The organism is Pseudomonas baetica (assembly GCF_002813455.1).
GTDB lineage: Bacteria > Pseudomonadota > Gammaproteobacteria > Pseudomonadales > Pseudomonadaceae > Aquipseudomonas > Aquipseudomonas baetica.
The window spans coordinates 4,457,671-4,475,103 of record NZ_PHHE01000001.1; the positions used below are offsets into that span (position 1 = coordinate 4,457,671).

The following is a 17,433-nucleotide window of genomic DNA, read 5'->3' on the forward strand; positions in this document are numbered from 1 at the left end:
GGGTAGCGAGCCTCAATTGAGCACAAACGACTGTGGGAGCGAGCTTGCTCGCGAAGGCGTCATATCAGTCGACATCTTGGTCATCTGACAGATTGCATTCGCGAGCAAGCCCTCTCCCACACGGGTATTGCAGTGTTTTTAAGCGGGTGTATCGAGATTCAGGTGCAGGTTATCGATCAACCGCGTGGTGCCGAGGAACGCCGCCACCAGAATCACCAGGTCGCGATCTTCGGCCGTCGCCGGACGCAAGGTCAGGGCATGGCGAATTTCCAGGTAATCGGGACGCAGGCCGGCGGCTTCCAGCTGTTGCAACTGCGCACTGATCAGCGCCGGGAAATCCCGCTGACCTTGCTTGATCGACTCGGCAATCGTGCTCAGCGTGCGGTAGACCACCGGTGCCACCGCACGTTGTTCCTCGTTGAGGAACCCGTTGCGCGAGGACAGCGCCAGGCCATCGGCGGCGCGCACTGTCGGCTCGCCGATAATCTGGATCGGCATGTTCAGGTCATGCACCAGCGCGCGGATCACCGCCAGTTGCTGGTAGTCCTTCTGGCCGAAAATCGCCAGATCCGGCTGGACCATGTTGAACAATTTGCTGACCACCGTCGCCACACCTTCAAAGTGCCCCGGACGGCTGGCACCGCACAGGCCTTCGGAGAGTTGCGGCACGCTGACTCGGGTCTGCCCGGCCATGCCGTCGGGGTACATTTCTTCGACCGTCGGGGCGAACAGCAGATCACAGCCGGCTTCCAGCAGTTTTTCCTGATCCGCCGCGAGGGTGCGTGGGTATTTATCGAGGTCTTCGCCGGCGCCGAATTGCAGCGGATTGACGAAAATGCTCGCCACCACGAAGTCCACCCGTTGAGTGGCCTTGGTGACCAGCGCCACGTGGCCGCTGTGCAGATTGCCCATGGTCGGCACGAAGCCGATGCGCTTGCCTTCGCTACGGGCGCGGGCTACGGCGGCACGCAGTTCGCGTACGGTTTTTACGGTGTTCATGCAGAGAATCCGTGTTCGATCCCAGGGAAAGTAACGCTTTTGACTTCGCTGACGTAAGCCTTCAGCGCGGACTGGATGCTGTCCTGACCGTGCATGAAGTTCTTCACGAACTTGGGTACGCGGCCGGTGATCGACAGGCCGAGCATGTCGTGCAAAACCAGTACCTGACCGTCAGTGGCGTTACCGGCGCCGATCCCGATCACTGGAATCTTCACGGCCTGGCTGATTTCGGCAGCCAGTTCACTCGGCACGCATTCAAGCAGCAGCATCGACGCGCCTGCCTGCTCCAGCGAGATTGCATCGGCACGCATTTGCCGCGCCTGGTTCTCGTTGCGGCCCTGCACTTTGTAGCCGCCGAGAATGTTCACCGCTTGCGGGGTCAGGCCCATGTGCGCGCAGACCGGAACACCGCGTTCGGCCAACAGACGGATCGACTCGGCCAGCCACAGCGCGCCTTCGACCTTGATCATGTGTGCGCCGGCCTGCATCAGCATGGCGCTGTTGGTCATGGTTTGTTCGAGGGTGGCGTTGGCCATGAACGGCAGGTCAGCCAGGATCAGGGCATCGGTGTTGCCGCGTTTGACGCAAGCGGTGTGGTAGGCCATTTCCGCAGTGGTCACCGGCAATGTGCTGTCGTGACCTTGCAGGACCATGCCGAGGGAGTCGCCTACCAGCAGCACTTCGACACCGGCCTGGTTGCAGGCGTGGGCGAAGGTCGCGTCATAGCAGGTCAGCATGGTGATCTTTTCACCTTTCTGCTTGAGGCTCTGGAGCGTGGTCAGGGTGATGGCTGGCATGTAAAAAATCCTCTTTCAGGCGCTCTGGAAACTACTGCGAGTAACGCGCGTGATTCTTCATCTACTCAGGCGCACGCTCTTTTGTCGTGCTTATAAGGCCTGGATTGCGCCCGTATGTGCCGGGTTGGCGGCAGCGGGACGCCTATAGTCGTGATGAGCCAACAGGAAGTCAATTGCGTGTGTTACCGCGTTGTTACGAGGCGAGTGTTACCGGCGTTACTGATGCGATTCAGCGGCGCGGCGGGGCTGATTCGAGGGGTTTTTGTCCGACAAAATCCAGCGTATGCAATAAACCAATGTGGGAGCGAGCCTGCTCGCGAAAGTGGTGGATCGGTCAAGACAGTGCTGAATGACACACCGCTTTCGCGAGCAGGCTCGCTCCCACAGGGATTGCAATCAATCTGTCGGGAGGCGTTCCAAACCGACGAATGGGCAGGCTGCCAGCAGGTCGGGCAGGGTGCGGCCGTCGGCCAGACGCAAATCGTGCGGGGCCAGTTCGGCGAGGGGATAGAGCACGAACGCGCGTTCCTGAATTTGGTAATGCGGGACTTTCAGTCGCGGTTCGTCGATCAGTCGATCACCGAACAGCAGAATGTCCAGATCCAGCGTACGCGGGCCCCAACGTTCGAGGCGTTCGCGACCTTGGTCATTCTCGATGGCTTGCAATGCATCGAGCAGTTCCAGTGGGGCGAGCGAGCTGTCGAGCGCCGCGACCGCGTTGGTGTAACGCGGTTGGCCCGGCAGCAATGAGTCGCTTTGATAGAAGGTGGAAACGCCGGCCAGGCTAGTCTGCGGCAATTGCCCCAGCGCCTCGATGGCGCTACGCAATTGTTCGGCCGGGTCAGCGAGGTTGCTGCCCATGCCGATGTAGATACGTTCCATGCCTTACTCGCCCGATGCGCTCGGAGCACCGGCGGTGCGCTTACGCTTGGAGCCGCTGCTGCGGCGACGTTTGCGCGGAGCACCGCTTGCGTCATCACCTTTGCCGCTGAGGTCACGAATCATATCGCGACGTTCGCTGTCGTTGGCGTCCTGATAATCGGTCCACCATTCGCCCAGGCCATCGGTCTGCTCGCCAGCACTTTCACGCAGCAGCAGGAAGTCATAACCGGCGCGGAAGCGTGGATTGTCCAGCAGCAGATCAGCACGCTTGCCGCTGCGACGTGGCAGGCGTTCCTGCATGTCCCAGATTTCGCGAATCGGCATGGTGAAGCGCTTGGGAATCGCAATGCGCTGGCACTGCTCGGCGATCAGCTCGTGAGCCGCTTCCTGCATGGCCGGAATCGGCGGCATGCCACGTTCTTGCAGACGCAGCACACGGGCCGGCAGGGCAGGCCAGAGCATGGCGGCAAACAGGAACGCCGGCGTCACCGGTTTGTTCTGCTTGATGCGCAAGTCGGTGTTGGTCAGCGCTTCGCTGATCAGCGTGTGGGTGTATTCGGGGTTGTATTCCAGTGCGTCGGCACTGGCCGGGAACAACGGTTCGAACAGTTGCAGATCGACCAGCATTTCGAAGGTGATCGCGCCGTGGCCGGAGAGGAACAGCTTGAGCACCTCTTCGAACAGGCGTGCCGACGGGATCTCGCGCAGCATCGGCGCCAGTTCGCGGATCGGTTGCACGGTGTGTTTCTCGATGCCGAAATTGAGCTTGGCGGCGAAGCGCACGGCCCGCAGCATGCGCACCGGGTCTTCCTGGTAACGCTGCTTCGGATCGCCGATCAGGCGGATCAGGTGATTGCGGATGTCGTGTACGCCGTTGGCGTAGTCGAGAATGCGCTCACTGACCGGGTCGTAATACAGGGCGTTGATGGTGAAGTCGCGGCGTTGCGCGTCTTCTTCCAGGGTGCCGTAGACGTTGTCGCGCAGAATCCGCCCGCTTTCGTTACGCGAAGACTGATTGCTGTCCTCGTCGTCTTCGTTTAGCGGGTGATTGGCGCGGAAGGTCGCGACTTCAATGATTTCGCGACCGAAATGGATATGCACCAGTTTAAAGCGACGGCCAATGATTCGCGCATTGCGGAATTCGGCACGGACTTGCTCAGGGGTAGCGCTGGTGGCGACGTCGAAATCCTTGGGCGTGATGCCCAGCAGCATGTCGCGCACGCAACCGCCGACCAGATAGGCCTGGTAACCGGCGCCCTGCAAGCGTTCGACGATATTCACCGCATAGCGGCTGAATTGCGTTTTCTGCAGCGAATGTTGACCGCTGTTGAGCACTTCAGGGGTGCTGCGGATGTGTTGCGTACGACGCACGGGAGTTCGGAATGACTGGAACAACTTCTTCAGCATGGGATGCACTGTTTGAAGGAATGTTCGGCCATACCAAAGAATGACCGCATGATGGGCGCAGATTCTAGCATTTAGTCGGGGGATGGTGTAGGACACGGCAGATTTGAGCTGTAAGCCGCAAGCTGCAAGGGTCGAGGAGGGCAAAACAGCAGGATTTTCCGGACGGGAGAAACTACAAGGGGAGCCGAAGCTCCCCAAGAAGTAGTTGCGTGCTCTTTTTATTATTGATTCGGGCTTCTTGTTTTTGTTGAGTGCCCTCGCCATGAAGCTTTTCCTTCATGACCCTCCCAATCGGGAGCCAAGAGCAAACGGATTGCTTTGGTCGCTGAATTGCAGTGATCTCTCGATCCAACCAGTACAGGCTCTGTCTTAGGACAGTTTTTGTTGTTCTCGGCCTGGTCGTGGGGCAAGCCCCAAATACAACGCCTCTCCAAAAGAATCAGTTAGCTGCGCCTCTCGCCGTCTTGTTTTTATTGTGCGTGAGTCGATTCGTCTTATTTTTATTGTCTTGTACATTGCTTTTTATTGTTCTTGTACCAAACATATAGCAGGGTGCGTGCCAACTTTTGCGAAGCCCAATAAAACAAGGGGTTAGGTCGATATAACCGTTTTCGAGTGGCGAAAAAAAGCCGGGGTTTCGTTACCGATAACCCCGGCTTCTGTTACGTGAATGGACTGAGGTAACAGTTTTTTCACATCTTCATGCGTTACCCGCGCACTCGACAGGTAACGTTCAGCTCTCGCTGGCGACCCCGGTCTTGCGTCGAGGGATGCCCAGACGCTGACGGCGTTCCCACAGGCATTTCCGGCTCACACCCAGTTTGCGTGCCAGTTCGGTCTCGGTCATGTGGTCCTGGTGCTCGAGGACGAAGTGCTGGAAGTAGTCTTCCAGCGACAGATCTTCGGTCGGCTCGTGGCTGTTGTTGCTGGTGTTACCTGCCGTTTGTGGTGGGAGGCCGATGAACTCGTCGTCTTCCAGATCGCTCAGCTCGATATCGATGCCCAGCAGATCGGCGGAGATTTCCGGGCTCTCGCTGAGAATCACCGCGCGCTCGACGGCGTTCTCCAGTTCACGCACGTTACCCGGCCAGGAATAGTGACGGATGGCCTGTTCGGCATCGGCAGCAAATTTCAGGTCGGTACGGTTGATGCGCGCACTTTGACGAGCGAGGAAGGCAGTGGCGATTTCGTTGACGTCGGCGCCACGCTCGCGCAGGGCCGGCAGTTTCAACGCGATCACGTGCAGACGGTAATAAAGGTCTTCACGGAACTGGCCGATTTTCGCCAGGCTCTTGAGATCGCGGTGGGTCGCAGCGATCAAACGCACATCGACCTTCTGCGACTGCACCGAGCCGACCCGGCGAATCTCGCCTTCCTGCAACACGCGCAGCAAACGAGCCTGAGCTTCCAGTGGCAATTCGCCGATTTCGTCGAGGAACAATGTGCCGCCGTCCGCCGCTTCCACCAGACCGGCGCGACCGGCGCTGGCACCGGTAAACGCGCCTTTCTCGTGGCCGAACAGTTCGGATTCGATGAGGCTTTCCGGGATGGCTGCGCAGTTCACCGAAATCATCGGCGCCTTGGCGCGTTTCGACAGGTTGTGCAGCGCGCGCGCCACCAGTTCTTTACCGGTGCCGGATTCGCCCTGGATCAAGACATTGGAATCGGTTGGCGCGACTTTGCGGATCTTGCTGTACAGATCCTGCATGGGCGGGCACGAGCCGATGATGCCGATCTCGCCGTTGCTGTTGTCGACGGCGGATTTGCCGCTGCCATTGGCCGGCTTGCTGGCAACCGCTTCGCCAACGGCTGGCGCCGACTGGCGGTCACGCAGGATCCGCGCGACAGCCTGAAGCATTTCATCGTGGTCGAAAGGCTTGGCGATGTAATCCACCGCGCCCATCTTCATCGAGTCGACCGCCGAACGCAGGCTGGCGTAACTGGTCATGATCAGCACCGGCGTGCCCTGGCCGAGCTTGATCAGCTCGGTGCCCGGAGCGCCCGGCAAACGCAGGTCGCTGACGATCAGATCGAACGTAGGAATGGTGAAGCGTTCTTGTGCTTCCTGCACTGAACCGGCTTCGCTGACCTGGTACTGGTTGCGTTCCAGCAGGCGGCGCAAGGCGGAGCGGATAATGGTTTCGTCTTCGACGATCAAAATGTGCGGCATTGATTCGATACTCTCGACGGTCTCAGTTCACAGCGGACGTCGCTTCGACATGACGCGGTAAGGTCACCCGAATACGGGTGCCGCGTTGGCTTTGTACATCAGCCGGGCTGTCGATGGTGATTTGTCCATAATGCTCTTCAACGATGGAATAGACCAGTGCAAGGCCCAGACCGGTGCCTTCGCCAGGATCCTTGGTGGTGAAGAAGGGTTCGAACAATCTATCCATGATGTTCTTCGGAATACCGCTGCCTTCGTCCTCGACGATCAGATCGACCGTGTGTTCGCCGGCTTCACTCTTGACCCGCACCGCACTGTGCGCAGGCGACGCATCACGGGCGTTGGAGAGCAGATTGATCAGGACCTGAGCGAGTCGCTGCGGGTCACCTTCGACCCAGTGATCCGGGTCGCACAGGTTGTAGAACTGCACTTCGAAATTGCGTCGGTTCAAGGCCAGCAGGCCGATGGCGTCCTGAGCCACTTCCGCCAGACAAACGGGCTCGTCGCTGTGCTGATGGCTGCCGGCATGGGCAAAACTCATCAGCGACTGAACAATGCGCGACACGCGTTTGGTCTGTTCGAGAATCTGTCCGCTGATCTCGGTCAGTTCGCCGTCGTCCTCGCGCTCTTCGCGCAGGTTCTGCGCCAGACAGGCGATGCCGGTGATCGGATTGCCGATTTCGTGAGCCACACCCGCTGCGAGGCGGCCGATGCTGGCCAGGCGCTCGGAGTGCACCAGTTTGTCTTCGAGCATCTGGGTTTCGGTGAGATCTTCAACCAGTAACACCAGACCACTGTTACCCGGTGCCAGCGGTTCGTCGATCGCCGCTTTGTGCAGGTTCAGCCAACGGGTCTGGCCATCGAGGGCCAAATGCTGTTTGTGCAAATGTTCGTCGGGCAGATTGATAAAGCCCTGGAGCAATTCTTTCCACGGATCGCCGATCGTGCTCAGGCGCGAGCCGACCACGCGCTGGGCGGCGATGCCGGTCAGCTCTTCCATGGCCTTGTTCCACATGAGGATCTCTTGATCCTTGGCCAGCGAGCAGACGCCCATCGGCAGTTCCTGCAACGTCTGACGGTGGTAGCGGCGCAGGGCGTCGAGTTCGGCGGCAAGACCTGTGAGGCGTGAGTGGTAATCCTCAAGGCGGCTTTCGATGAAGTGAATGTCTTCGGTGACATAGTTTTCGCCGCCAGCCTTGTACGTCAGGAAGGTTTCGACCATGTCCTGCGCGACGCTCGGGCCCATCAGGCCGGAGAGGTTGGCTTCGATGCGGTCGCGCAGGCGGCGCAAGGCATACGGGCGGCGCTCGTCAAACGGCAGATAAAGGTCGCGCAGCGCCTGTTCGACTTCTTTCTGCGCAGCCTTGGCACCCAGCGGTTTGGCCAGTTGCGTGGCGAATTCCTGAGGCGAGGCGGCGTGCAGTTCCCTTCGTTGCGGGCGGCGCACGTTATCCACCGCGCAGGCTTCGGCGGCGCTCGCCTCTTCGGGGCTGGCGTTGGTGAACAGCGAGATCAGAGTGAACATCAGGACGTTGGCGGCGAGCGAGGCGATGGCCGCCATGTGCCAGCTGGTGTCGTCGAGAACATAAATCATGTTCAGCAGCGGGATGTAGAAGCCCTGCAGATTTCCGACCAGCGGCAACAGCATGGTCACTACCCACACCAGAATCCCCGCCAGCAGACCGGCGATGAAACCGCGACGGTTGGCGGTCGGCCAGTACAGTACCGACAGCACGCCCGGCAGGAATTGCAGAGTCGCTACAAAGGCCACGATGCCGAGGTTGGCCAGATCCTGCCCGGCGCCGAGCAGCAGATAGAAGCAGAAGCCGGCCATGATGATCGCGACAATCAGCGCCCGACGCGTCCACTTCAGCCAACGGTAGATATTGCCTTCGGCCGGCGGCTGATAAAGCGGCAGCACCAGATGGTTCAGGGCCATGCCCGACAACGCTAGGGTGGTGACGATGATCAACCCGCTGGCCGCTGACAGGCCGCCAACGTAGGCGAGCAATGCCAAAGGCTTGCTGTTGGCAGCAATGCCGATGCCGAGGGTGAAATATTCCGGGTCAGTGGTGGCACCCAGCTTGAGGCCGGCCCACAGGATCAGTGGCACCGCCAGACTCATCAACAGCAGGAACAGCGGCAGACCCCAACTGGCACTGACCAATGAACGCGGGTTGAGGTTTTCGGTAAAGGTCATGTGATACATGTGCGGCATCACGATCGCCGAAGCGAAAAACACCAGCAGCAGCGTGCGCCACGGGCCTTCCTGCAATGGCGTGTGCAATGCGGCAAGGGCGGTCTGGTTTTGCAACAACCACAACTCAAGCTGTTGCGGGCCGTCGAACACGCCATAGAGCGCGTACAGGCCCACGCCGCCGAGGGCGATCAGTTTGATCACCGACTCAAAGGCAATCGCAAACACCAGCCCTTCGTGCTTCTCGCGGGTGGCGATGTGGCGCGAGCCAAAGAAAATCGTGAAGAGAATGATCAGCGCACAGAACGCCAGTGCCACGCGACTCTGAATCGGCTCACCGGTCAGAATCCCGATGGAGTCGGCCACTGCCTGAATCTGCAACGCCAGCAACGGCAATACGCCGATCAGCATGAAGATTGTGGTCAGTGCGCCGGCCCAGGTACTGCGAAAGCGGAAGGCGAACAGATCCGCCAGCGACGACAGTTGATAGGTGCGGGTGATTTTCAGGATCGGATAGAGCAATACCGGCGCCAGCAGAAACGCGCCGGATACGCCGAGATAACTGGACAGAAAGCCGTAGCCGTACTGATAGGCCAGGCCGACCGTGCCATAGAACGCCCAGGCACTGGCATAGACCCCCAGCGACAGGGTGTAGGTCAGCGGATGGCGAATGATCGCCCGCGGGATCATGCCCCGTTCGCTGATCCAGGCTACGCCGAACAGCACCGCCAGGTAGGCGGCGCTGACCAGGATCATCTGGGTCAGGCTAAAGCTCATCGGCATCTTTTTGGCTCTGCAGGATGAAGGTCACGACAATCAGGATCAGCCAGAGCAGATAGGGGCGATACCAGGCGCCCGTAGCGTCGATCCACCAATCCATGATGGCGGGAGAAAACAGATAGATCCCCACGACCAAAAGCAGGACCAAGCGATAGATGTACATCCCGGCCTCTCTTTTTTATGCGCGTGCCCGAAAACGTGCGGCGATGGTAACGGATGGCGGCGTGACTGCAAGTGTCGTCACAGCAGTTGTGCTTCGGGCAGGGTCAGTGTGCGCGGGATTTTCGCGGCATCCCAGTGGGCCTTGCCCCAGTTGAGCAGCTCTTTGGGTGAGGCGTGTTCGAGTTCGGCGCCGGGGGCTTGCCCCAGTGCGCGCAGAGCCCGCAGCAGCAACGGCGTGGCTTGATCAGCTTCAAGTGGTGGCGAGCGGTAAGACTTGCCGAGCTTGTTGCCATCCGGCTGGGTGATCAAGGGCAGGTGCAGGTAGCGCGGCTGGCGCAGGCCCAGCAGTTCTTGCAGATAGAGCTGGCGCGGCGTCGAGTCGAGCAGGTCGGCGCCGCGCACGATGTCGGTGATGCCTTGCCAGGCATCGTCGAGGACCACGGCCAATTGATAAGCGTAGAGTCCATCGCGACGGCGAATGACGAAATCGCCGACGTCGCGGCCCAGATGCTGACGGTATTTGCCCTGCACCCGGTCGATGAAGTGGTATTCCAGTTCCGGCACGCGCAGGCGGATCGCCGCATCTTGCTGGTCGTGGCCGGCGTTGCGGCACAGGCCCGGATAAATCCCGTGATAGGGCTCCAGTTGTTTGCGCGAGCAAGTGCAAGCGTAGGCCAGGCCATGATTGAACAGGCTGTTGAGCACTTCGGCATAAGCCTCATGCCGATCGCTCTGGCGCACCATCGCGCCGTCCCATTCGAAACCGTAGCTTTCCAGCGCCTTGAGGATCGCCCCCTGCGCGCCGGGCTCTTCCCGGGGCGGATCGAGATCTTCCATGCGCACCAGCCAGCGGCCATCCACCGAGCGCGCATCGAGATAAGAGGCGAGGGCGGCGACCAGTGAGCCGAAGTGCAGATGGCCACTGGGGGTTGGGGCGAAGCGGCCGATGTAGGCGGGGGATGTCTTGGCAGTCATGGGAGCCATATAACTTTTCAGGTTTCGCGCACATTACCTTTGTGGGAGGGGGCTTGCTCCCGAATGCGGTTGATGAGTCAACATCTCTGTTTATGACACACCGCATTCGGGAGCAAGCCCCCTCCCACAACGGCAGAGAAGGCAGGCAAAAGGCAGAAACAAAAACGGAGCGTTCGCACGCTCCGTTTTTGGTTCAGGCCGAGATTACTTGCCGACCTGCTTTTCCTTGATTTCAGCGAGGTTCTTGCAGTCGACGCACATGTCGGCTGTAGGGCGTGCTTCGAGGCGCTTGACGCCGATCTCGATGCCGCAGGATTCGCACCAGCCGTAATCTTCGTTCTGGATCAGATCAAGCGTCTTGTCGATCTTCTTGATCAGCTTGCGCTCGCGATCGCGGGCGCGCAGCTCCAGGGCGAATTCTTCTTCCTGGCTGGCACGGTCGGCCGGGTCAGGGAAGTTGGCCGCTTCGTCTTTCATGTGGTCGACAGTACGGTCGACTTCCTGCATCAAGTCCTGCTTCCACTTGTTCAGGATCTTGGTGAAGTGGGCGCGCATCGGAGCGCCCATGTACTCTTCGTCTTTGGCCTGAACATAAGGTTCGAAACCGCTGACGGTCGGATTAGCCTGTTGCTTTGCTTGGGTGGGCATGAAATGGACCGCCTCTACTCTTGTAATCCATTGCGCAGGATTGCTCCATCACCGACACCTGCCGGCCCTGCGGCTGCAAGCGGGCGAACTTACCAGATCAATTCGGCCTGCGCTACTCCCGGATGTCGAGGCCCCGGCGGGTGGCGCTTGCAAATGTTTGGCAAGCCGTGTCTGGCGGTGTGGGAGACCTGTTCAATCACTGATTTTAGTCAATCCTGGAGGGTACGCGCGTGTCATTACATTCCAGAGTTCTTGAGGCTGTGACCGCTACGGGTTCTCGCTCGTTCCGGCAGATGGGTAGAATCGTTTCTTTTCCCCCGTCGAAGGAAGGCCAATGGCTCAGCCCTACAGTGCGCGCAGTCGTGCGATCGAACCGTTCCATGTGATGGCGCTGCTGGCGCGGGCCAACGAGTTGCAGGCCGCCGGGCACGACGTGATCCATCTGGAGATCGGCGAGCCGGACTTCACCACGGCCGAGCCGATCATCCGTGCCGGGCAAGCGGCGCTGACCGCGGGCAAGACCCGTTACACCGCGGCGCGCGGCATTCCTGAATTGCGTGAGGCGATTTCCGGTTTTTACCAATCTCGCTATGGACTGAACATCGACCCGCGGCGGATTCTGATCACCCCGGGTGGCTCCGGCGCCTTGTTGCTGGCCAGCGCATTGCTGGTCGATCCCGGCAAGCACTGGTTGCTGGCCGATCCCGGTTATCCGTGTAACCGACACTTTCTGCGCCTGGTCGAAGGCGCGGCGCAACTTGTTCCTGTCGGGCCGGACGTGCGTTATCAGCTGACGCCGGATCTGGTCGAGCGGCACTGGGATCACGATAGCGTCGGCGCACTGGTGGCCTCGCCGGCCAACCCGACCGGGACGATCCTGACCCGCGACGAACTGGCCGGGTTATCCACAGCCATCAAGGCGCGACATGGGCATCTGGTCGTGGACGAGATTTATCACGGCCTGACCTATGGCACCGACGCGGCGAGTGTTCTGGAAGTCGACGACAGCGCCTTCGTCCTCAACAGTTTCTCCAAATACTTCGGCATGACCGGTTGGCGTCTGGGCTGGCTGGTAGCGCCGGACGCTGCGGTGAGTGAGCTGGAGAAGCTGGCACAGAACCTCTACATCAGCGCGCCAAGCATGGCCCAGTATGCGGCGCTGGCCTGTTTTGAGCCGGACACCATTGCAATTCTCGAAGAACGCCGCGCCGAATTCGGACGTCGTCGGGACTTCCTTCTGCCGGCCCTGCGCGAGTTGGGATTCAACATCGCTGTGGAGCCTGAAGGCGCATTCTACTTGTATGCCGATATCAGCAAGTTCGGCGGCGATGCCTTCGCGTTCTGTCGTCATTTCCTTGAAACCGAGCACGTTGCATTTACCCCGGGGCTGGATTTTGGTCGTTATCAGGCCAGTCACCATGTGCGTTTTGCCTACACGCAAAACCTTTCGCGCTTACAGGAAGCGGTGGAGCGGATTGCGCGTGGCTTGAAGAGCTGGCAAGGCTGATGCGTTTTTATCCACCTCTGGAAGAGGCGCGACTGATCCGTCGTTACAAGCGTTTTCTCGCCGATATCGAGACTGTTACCGGCGAGTTGCTGACCATTCACTGCCCGAACACCGGCTCGATGCTCAATTGTCAGGTCGAGGGCGGCCAAGTCTGGTTCAGCCGCTCCAACGACCCGAAGCGTAAATTGCCCGGCACCTGGGAAATCGGCGAAACCCCGCAAGGGCGGTTGTTTTGTGTGAACACCGGGCGCGCCAACGGGCTGGTGGAAGAGGCCTTGCAGGCAGGCGTCATCAGTGAGTTGAACGGCTTTACTGCGTTGAAGCGTGAAGTGGCTTACGGGCAGGAAAAAAGCCGCATCGACTTTCGCCTCGAATACCCGAGCGGCCCGGCTTATGTCGAAGTGAAAAGCGTCACTCTGGGCTTCGATGGCACCAATGTGGCGGCATTTCCCGATGCAGTTACCCAGCGCGGCGCCAAGCATTTGCGTGAGTTGGCGCATCTGGCGCGGGACGGGATTCGTGCGGTGCAGTTGTATTGCGTGAACCTCACCGGGATTGAAGCGGTGCGTCCTGCGGTGGAAATCGATTCGGCCTATGCAGAGGCGCTGCGCGAGGCGGTGGCCTGTGGCGTTGAAGTCCTGGCTTATGGCGTTCGGCTCAACCATGAAGAGATGGTGATCGACCGCCGACTGGACGTGTTGCTCAACGGCTAAACATCGATCCACAGGCCCTGTGCGTCTTCGCGGCAAGCAACAGCCGTCAACGCTTGCCCGGCGCAGGGCCCGGAAACGCATTCACCGTCCTCGATCAGAAACAGTGCGCCGTGGGTGGCACACTGGATCAGGCTGTTACTCGGGTCGAGAAACTGGTCGGGGTGCCATTCCAGGCCCACGCCGCGGTGCGGGCAGCGATTCAGGTAGACATACGCCTGACCGTTGCGGCGCACGGCAAACAGCTTTTTGCCGTCGATCTCAAACCCACGACTGCCGGCCTCGGGCAGATCATTGCCCGCGCACAGAAACTTCATGGCTATCCTCTTGTGTCTGCTCGTGTCCGGATATGTCCGAGCTTGACGTTTAAATGCAAACAATTATCAAATGGCGGCCTTCACCCGTGGGCGCCGGCCAGATGCCGAGGATACTTGGCCTGTGATCCTGACGCCCGGGAAACCTTGTTAATGGAAGCTGTGTATGCGCCTGAGTACCCGCGTTGCTGTGCTGTGTGTCGGACTTCTCGCCAGCCACCAGGCTACGGCAGCCGAATTGCCGCAACGCTGGGTCAGTGCCGGCGGTGCGCTGTCGGAGTGGGTCAGTGCGTTGGGCGGCGAGTCAAAACTGGTCGGCGTCGATACCACCAGCCAGCATCCCGACGCCTTGAAGGCGCTGCCGAGCATTGGTTATCAGCGCAGCCTTTCCGCCGAGGGTATTCTCAGCCTGCGCCCGGACATCCTCATCGGCACTGAAGAAATGGGCCCGCCGCCCGTGCTTGCTCAAGTCAAGGCAGCCAAGGTTCAGGTGGAGTTGTTCTCGGCCCAACCGGATCTGCCAACGCTGGAAAAAAACGTCACTCATCTTGGCCAGTTGCTCGGCGCTGAGGCGCAAGCGGCCCAACTGCTGCAACGTTATCAACAGCAACTCGACGCGCAGAAAACGCGGGTGACTGACGCGCAGTCCAAACACAAATCGCCGGGTGTTATTTTATTGCTGGGACACGCCGGGGGCAAACCGCTGATCGCCGGCAAGGACACCGCCGCCGACTGGCTGCTGCAACAGGCGGGCGGGCGTAACCTGGCGACGCACACCGGTTACAAACCATTCTCCGTGGAATCCCTCGCCAGCCTCGATCCTGAAGTGCTGGTATTCGCCGACCGGGCCTTGACCGGCGAGGCGGCCAAGGCTGCACTGTTCAAGGAAAACCCGATTCTCAATTCAAGCCGTGCGGCCAAGGCCGGGCGGGTGCTGGAGCTCGATCCGACTTTGTTGGTTGGCGGGCTCGGACCGCGATTGCCGGCGGCGTTGAAAACCCTGTCTGACGGTTTCTACCCGGCCAAGAGCGGCCAATGACCACATTGGTCAAACCCCGTGGCCTGTTCATTGGCCTGACGCTCCTGTGTTTGCTGGCGATCTGGTTATCGCTGGCGCTGGGGCCGGTCAGCTTGCCATTGCTCGATACGCTACGCGCGGCGTTGCGCCTGATCGGCGTGCCGCTGGCGCCGGAAGGCCTGGAGCAGGCTGAGCTGATCCTCGGGCAGATTCGTCTGCCGCGAACGTTGCTCGGGCTGGCGGTCGGCGGCGTGCTGGCCCTGTCGGGCGTGGCAATGCAGGGGCTTTTCCGTAATCCGCTGGCGGATCCGGGGCTGGTCGGGGTTTCCAGTGGCGCGGCGTTGGGCGCGGCCATAGCGATTGTCGGCGGCTCGTTTTTTGGCGGTTTGCCGGAGTGGTTCGGGCCTTATCTGTTGTCGGTGTGTGCGTTTCTCGGTGGGCTCGGGGTGACGGCGCTGGTGTATCGCCTTGGCCGGCGCAATGGGCAAACCCATGTCGCGACCATGTTGCTGGCGGGGATCGCACTGACCGCGCTGGCCAGTTCGGCGGTCGGCCTGTTCACCTATCTGGCGGACGACGCGACCCTGCGTACGCTGACGTTCTGGAACCTGGGCAGTCTCAATGGCGCCAGTTATGCGCGGTTGTGGCCGTTGCTGATTATCAGTGCCGGCGTTGCGCTGTGGTTGCCGCGTCGGGCGAAAGCGCTGAATGCCTTGCTGCTCGGTGAGTCGGAGGCCGGGCATCTGGGCATTGATGTCGAGCGGCTCAAGCGTGAGTTGGTGTTCTGTACCGCCTTGGGTGTCGGTGCGGCGGTGGCAGCGGCAGGGATGATCGGATTTGTCGGGCTGGTGGTGCCGCATCTGGTGCGTTTGCTCGCCGGTCCCGACCATCGCGTGTTGTTGCCGGCTTCGGTGCTGGCCGGGGCGAGCTTGTTATTGCTGGCCGACCTGGTAGCGCGTCTGGCGCTGGCTCCCGCGGAGTTGCCGATCGGTATCGTCACGGCGTTTATTGGCGCGCCGTTCTTCCTTTATCTGCTGCTGCGAGGGCGTGCCTGATGTTGCGTGCGCACAATCTGCATATCCGTCGTGGCCGCAAGACTGTGCTCAGCGACGTCACCCTGCAACTCGAATCCGGCGAAGTCCTCGGTGTGCTGGGCCCCAATGGCGCCGGTAAAAGCACCTTGCTCGGCGCTTTGTGCGGTGAGTTGCTGGCGAGTGAGGGCGAGGTCTCGCTTGATGGTCAGTCGCTGGCGCACTGGACGGGCACGCAACGCGCCCAGCGATTGGCCGTGTTACCGCAGGTTTCAACGCTGGATTTCGCCTTTCGCGTTGAAGAAGTGGTAGGCATGGGCCGCTTGCCTTATCAGAGCGGTCGGGTGCGTGATGACGAGATTGTCGCCGCAGCATTGGCGGCGGCGGATGCCGGGCATCTGAGCGGGCGCAGCTATCTGGCGCTGTCCGGCGGCGAACGCCAGCGCGTGCATCTGGCGCGGGTGCTGGCGCAACTCTGGCCGGGGCAGGCCGGGCAAACGCTGCTGCTGGATGAGCCGACCTCGATGCTTGATCCGCTGCATCAGCACACAACCTTGCAGGCCGTGCGCGAGTTTGCCGATCGCGGCGCGGCGGTGATGGTCATCCTGCATGATCTGAATCTGGCGGCGCGCTATTGTGATCGGGTGTTGCTGCTTGAGGGCGGGCGACCGGTAGCGCTGGATACACCGCAGCAGGTGTTGCAACCGGATACGCTCAAAGCCGTGTTCGGTCTTGAAGTATTGGTGCAGCCGCACCCGGAGCGTGGGCATCCGCTGATCATCGCCCGCTGATTTTCTCGTCGAGGTGATTGCATGCGTTGGCTGTGGTTATTGACGGTGTTGTGGCTTGCGGGGTGTCAGCATGTGGCCGTGCCGCCGCCGGTCAGTGGCGAAATTCGTGATCTGCACAGCGGTGAGGTGCTGACGGCGCAACAACTGTTGGCGCGCCTTGCTGAAACGCAGCGAGTCATCATAGGCGAGCAGCATGACAACGCCGATCACCACGCCACGCAGTTATGGCTTTTGCAGTCTCTCGGTGAGCGGCGAGCGCAGGGCAGTCTGTTACTGGAAATGCTCACGCCGGATCAGCAGCCGAAGATTGATGCGCTACGCCGCTCGGCTTCTCCGCCCGCCGACCTCCCCGGTGCGCTGGCCTGGGAGGACGGTTGGGACTGGAATCTCTATGGGCCGATCGTTCGCGTCGCCCTCGCTCAGCCTTATCCGCTGCTGGCAGCCAATCTGGATAACAGCGAAATCCGCGCCTTCTATCGCAGTCCGCCGGTCTTGAATGGCCCGCGCAGCACTGCTGAATCGGTGAAAACCGTTTTGCTGGGGCAGATCAGTGATTCCCATTGTGGCCTGCTGCCGGAATCGCAGATGCCAGCGATGTTGGCGGTTCAGCAACAGCGTGATCGGCGCATGGCCGAACGTCTGTTGGCAGCCCCCACACCCTCGTTGTTGCTGGCCGGTGCATGGCATGCGCGCAAGGATGTTGGAGTGCCGCTGCATGCAGTGGATTTGGGCGCGACTCAGTCCCCCACAGTGTTGATGCTGGCAGAGCTGGGCGATGAGGTCAGTACGGCGATGGCCGACTACGCCTGGTACACACCTGCCAAGCCGAAACAGGATTATTGCGAGCAGATGCGCAAACAGTTCGGCCAATGACTTTTCCACAGGCAAAAAAAGACCCGGTAAAAACCGGGTCAAATAACCGTGATTAGCCTGATGAGGAGATAATCTGAGAGTCCGAACCAAGGGCTTTTCAGAATATCGACTGATCTCGCGACCAGTTGTGATAATCATAGCGATTCTCATTACCGAGTCAACCACTGTTTTTTCA

General features: G+C 60.3%; 16 protein-coding genes. 6 read left to right on the forward strand and 10 right to left on the reverse strand.

The genetic code is table 11. The features are described from left to right. Positions 1–138 precede the first annotated feature (138 nt). The 9 genes from panC to dksA all read right to left on the reverse strand — a co-directional run bounded on the left by panC (position 139) and on the right by dksA (position 11,014). Complete coding sequence (panC, locus tag ATI02_RS20640; RefSeq protein WP_095189290.1) at positions 139–999, reverse strand: pantoate--beta-alanine ligase; 861 nt, start codon at positions 997–999, stop codon at positions 139–141. Then, entirely contained in the window at positions 996–1,796 is an 801-nt protein-coding gene (gene panB, locus ATI02_RS20645) for a 3-methyl-2-oxobutanoate hydroxymethyltransferase (protein ID WP_100847195.1), read from the reverse strand. The genes panC and panB overlap by 4 nt, the downstream gene beginning before the upstream one ends. Positions 1,797–2,192: 396 nt before the next feature. Beyond that, complete coding sequence (folK, locus tag ATI02_RS20650) at positions 2,193–2,678, reverse strand: 2-amino-4-hydroxy-6-hydroxymethyldihydropteridine diphosphokinase (protein WP_100847196.1); 486 nt, start codon at positions 2,676–2,678, stop codon at positions 2,193–2,195. 3 nt (positions 2,679–2,681) lie between these two features. Beyond that, complete coding sequence (locus ATI02_RS20655; protein WP_095189287.1) at positions 2,682–4,085, reverse strand: polynucleotide adenylyltransferase PcnB; 1,404 nt, start codon at positions 4,083–4,085, stop codon at positions 2,682–2,684. Between the two features lie 733 nt (positions 4,086–4,818). Beyond that, the gene (locus ATI02_RS20660; RefSeq protein ID WP_100847197.1) at positions 4,819–6,255 is read right to left on the reverse strand and encodes a sigma-54-dependent transcriptional regulator; all 1,437 of its coding nucleotides are present in this window, start codon (positions 6,253–6,255) and stop codon (positions 4,819–4,821) included. 22 nt (positions 6,256–6,277) lie between these two features. Next, the gene (locus ATI02_RS20665) at positions 6,278–9,232 is read right to left on the reverse strand and encodes a sensor histidine kinase (RefSeq protein ID WP_167394885.1); all 2,955 of its coding nucleotides are present in this window, start codon (positions 9,230–9,232) and stop codon (positions 6,278–6,280) included. After that, positions 9,216–9,392 (reverse strand): hypothetical protein, encoded by a 177-nt coding sequence (locus ATI02_RS20670; RefSeq protein ID WP_003176118.1) that lies wholly within the window; start codon positions 9,390–9,392, stop codon positions 9,216–9,218. The genes ATI02_RS20665 and ATI02_RS20670 overlap by 17 nt, the downstream gene beginning before the upstream one ends. A 77-nt stretch (positions 9,393–9,469) precedes the next feature. Next, on the reverse strand, positions 9,470–10,366 hold the full coding sequence (gene gluQRS / locus ATI02_RS20675) for a tRNA glutamyl-Q(34) synthetase GluQRS (protein ID WP_100848482.1): 897 nt from the start codon (positions 10,364–10,366) through the stop codon (positions 9,470–9,472). A gap of 204 nt (positions 10,367–10,570) precedes the next feature. After that, positions 10,571–11,014, reverse strand: coding sequence for an RNA polymerase-binding protein DksA (gene dksA, locus ATI02_RS20680; protein WP_042561095.1), 444 nt, complete (start codon positions 11,012–11,014; stop codon positions 10,571–10,573). Between the two features lie 334 nt (positions 11,015–11,348). Here dksA and ATI02_RS20685 point away from each other — a divergent pair, with 334 nt between their 5' ends. Further along, entirely contained in the window at positions 11,349–12,521 is a 1,173-nt protein-coding gene (locus ATI02_RS20685) for a pyridoxal phosphate-dependent aminotransferase (protein ID WP_095189283.1), read from the forward strand. Further along, positions 12,521–13,234, forward strand: a complete 714-nt coding sequence (gene sfsA / locus ATI02_RS20690; RefSeq protein ID WP_095189282.1) for a DNA/RNA nuclease SfsA — start codon at positions 12,521–12,523, stop codon at positions 13,232–13,234. The genes ATI02_RS20685 and sfsA overlap by 1 nt, the downstream gene beginning before the upstream one ends. On the opposite strand, the gene ATI02_RS20695 is transcribed toward sfsA, so the two are convergent. Beyond that, positions 13,231–13,548 carry a Rieske (2Fe-2S) protein gene (locus ATI02_RS20695; protein WP_100847199.1) on the reverse strand — a complete coding sequence of 106 codons (318 nt, stop codon included), beginning with the start codon at positions 13,546–13,548 and terminating at the stop codon, positions 13,231–13,233. The genes sfsA and ATI02_RS20695 overlap by 4 nt on opposite strands. A 163-nt stretch (positions 13,549–13,711) precedes the next feature. Between ATI02_RS20695 and ATI02_RS20700 the strand changes: the two genes are divergently transcribed. The 4 genes from ATI02_RS20700 to ATI02_RS20715 are packed head-to-tail and all read left to right on the forward strand — an operon-like array spanning position 13,712 to position 17,258. Next, positions 13,712–14,584, forward strand: a complete 873-nt coding sequence (locus ATI02_RS20700; protein WP_100847200.1) for a heme/hemin ABC transporter substrate-binding protein — start codon at positions 13,712–13,714, stop codon at positions 14,582–14,584. A gap of 50 nt (positions 14,585–14,634) precedes the next feature. Further along, positions 14,635–15,618: a FecCD family ABC transporter permease gene (locus ATI02_RS20705; protein ID WP_167394919.1), complete on the forward strand. Its 984-nt coding sequence runs from the start codon at positions 14,635–14,637 to the stop codon at positions 15,616–15,618. Beyond that, the gene (locus tag ATI02_RS20710) at positions 15,618–16,385 is read left to right on the forward strand and encodes a heme ABC transporter ATP-binding protein (RefSeq protein WP_100847202.1); all 768 of its coding nucleotides are present in this window, start codon (positions 15,618–15,620) and stop codon (positions 16,383–16,385) included. The genes ATI02_RS20705 and ATI02_RS20710 overlap by 1 nt, the downstream gene beginning before the upstream one ends. Before the next feature lie 21 nt (positions 16,386–16,406). Further along, positions 16,407–17,258, forward strand: coding sequence for a ChaN family lipoprotein (locus ATI02_RS20715; RefSeq protein WP_100847203.1), 852 nt, complete (start codon positions 16,407–16,409; stop codon positions 17,256–17,258). Positions 17,259–17,433: the final 175 nt, after the last annotated feature.

Bases quoted from the DNA above. Each gene is read 5' to 3' on its own strand.
- ATI02_RS20715 (WP_100847203.1), top strand. From the start codon at position 16,407: ATGCGTTGGCTGTGGTTATTGACGGTGTTGTGGCTTGCGGGGTGTCAG.
- ATI02_RS20710 (WP_100847202.1), top strand. From the start codon at position 15,618: ATGTTGCGTGCGCACAATCTGCATATCCGTCGTGGCCGCAAGACTGTG.
- sfsA (WP_095189282.1), top strand. From the start codon at position 12,521: ATGCGTTTTTATCCACCTCTGGAAGAGGCGCGACTGATCCGTCGTTAC.
- panB (WP_100847195.1), bottom strand. From the start codon at position 1,796: ATGCCAGCCATCACCCTGACCACGCTCCAGAGCCTCAAGCAGAAAGGT.
- ATI02_RS20695 (WP_100847199.1), bottom strand. From the start codon at position 13,548: ATGAAGTTTCTGTGCGCGGGCAATGATCTGCCCGAGGCCGGCAGTCGT.
- dksA (WP_042561095.1), bottom strand. From the start codon at position 11,014: ATGCCCACCCAAGCAAAGCAACAGGCTAATCCGACCGTCAGCGGTTTC.
- ATI02_RS20685 (WP_095189283.1), top strand. From the start codon at position 11,349: ATGGCTCAGCCCTACAGTGCGCGCAGTCGTGCGATCGAACCGTTCCAT.
- panC (WP_095189290.1), bottom strand. From the start codon at position 999: ATGAACACCGTAAAAACCGTACGCGAACTGCGTGCCGCCGTAGCCCGC.
- ATI02_RS20660 (WP_100847197.1), bottom strand. From the start codon at position 6,255: ATGCCGCACATTTTGATCGTCGAAGACGAAACCATTATCCGCTCCGCC.
- ATI02_RS20700 (WP_100847200.1), top strand. From the start codon at position 13,712: ATGCGCCTGAGTACCCGCGTTGCTGTGCTGTGTGTCGGACTTCTCGCC.
- ATI02_RS20670 (WP_003176118.1), bottom strand. From the start codon at position 9,392: ATGTACATCTATCGCTTGGTCCTGCTTTTGGTCGTGGGGATCTATCTG.
- folK (WP_100847196.1), bottom strand. From the start codon at position 2,678: ATGGAACGTATCTACATCGGCATGGGCAGCAACCTCGCTGACCCGGCC.
- gluQRS (WP_100848482.1), bottom strand. From the start codon at position 10,366: ATGACTGCCAAGACATCCCCCGCCTACATCGGCCGCTTCGCCCCAACC.
- ATI02_RS20655 (WP_095189287.1), bottom strand. From the start codon at position 4,085: ATGCTGAAGAAGTTGTTCCAGTCATTCCGAACTCCCGTGCGTCGTACG.
- ATI02_RS20665 (WP_167394885.1), bottom strand. From the start codon at position 9,232: ATGCCGATGAGCTTTAGCCTGACCCAGATGATCCTGGTCAGCGCCGCC.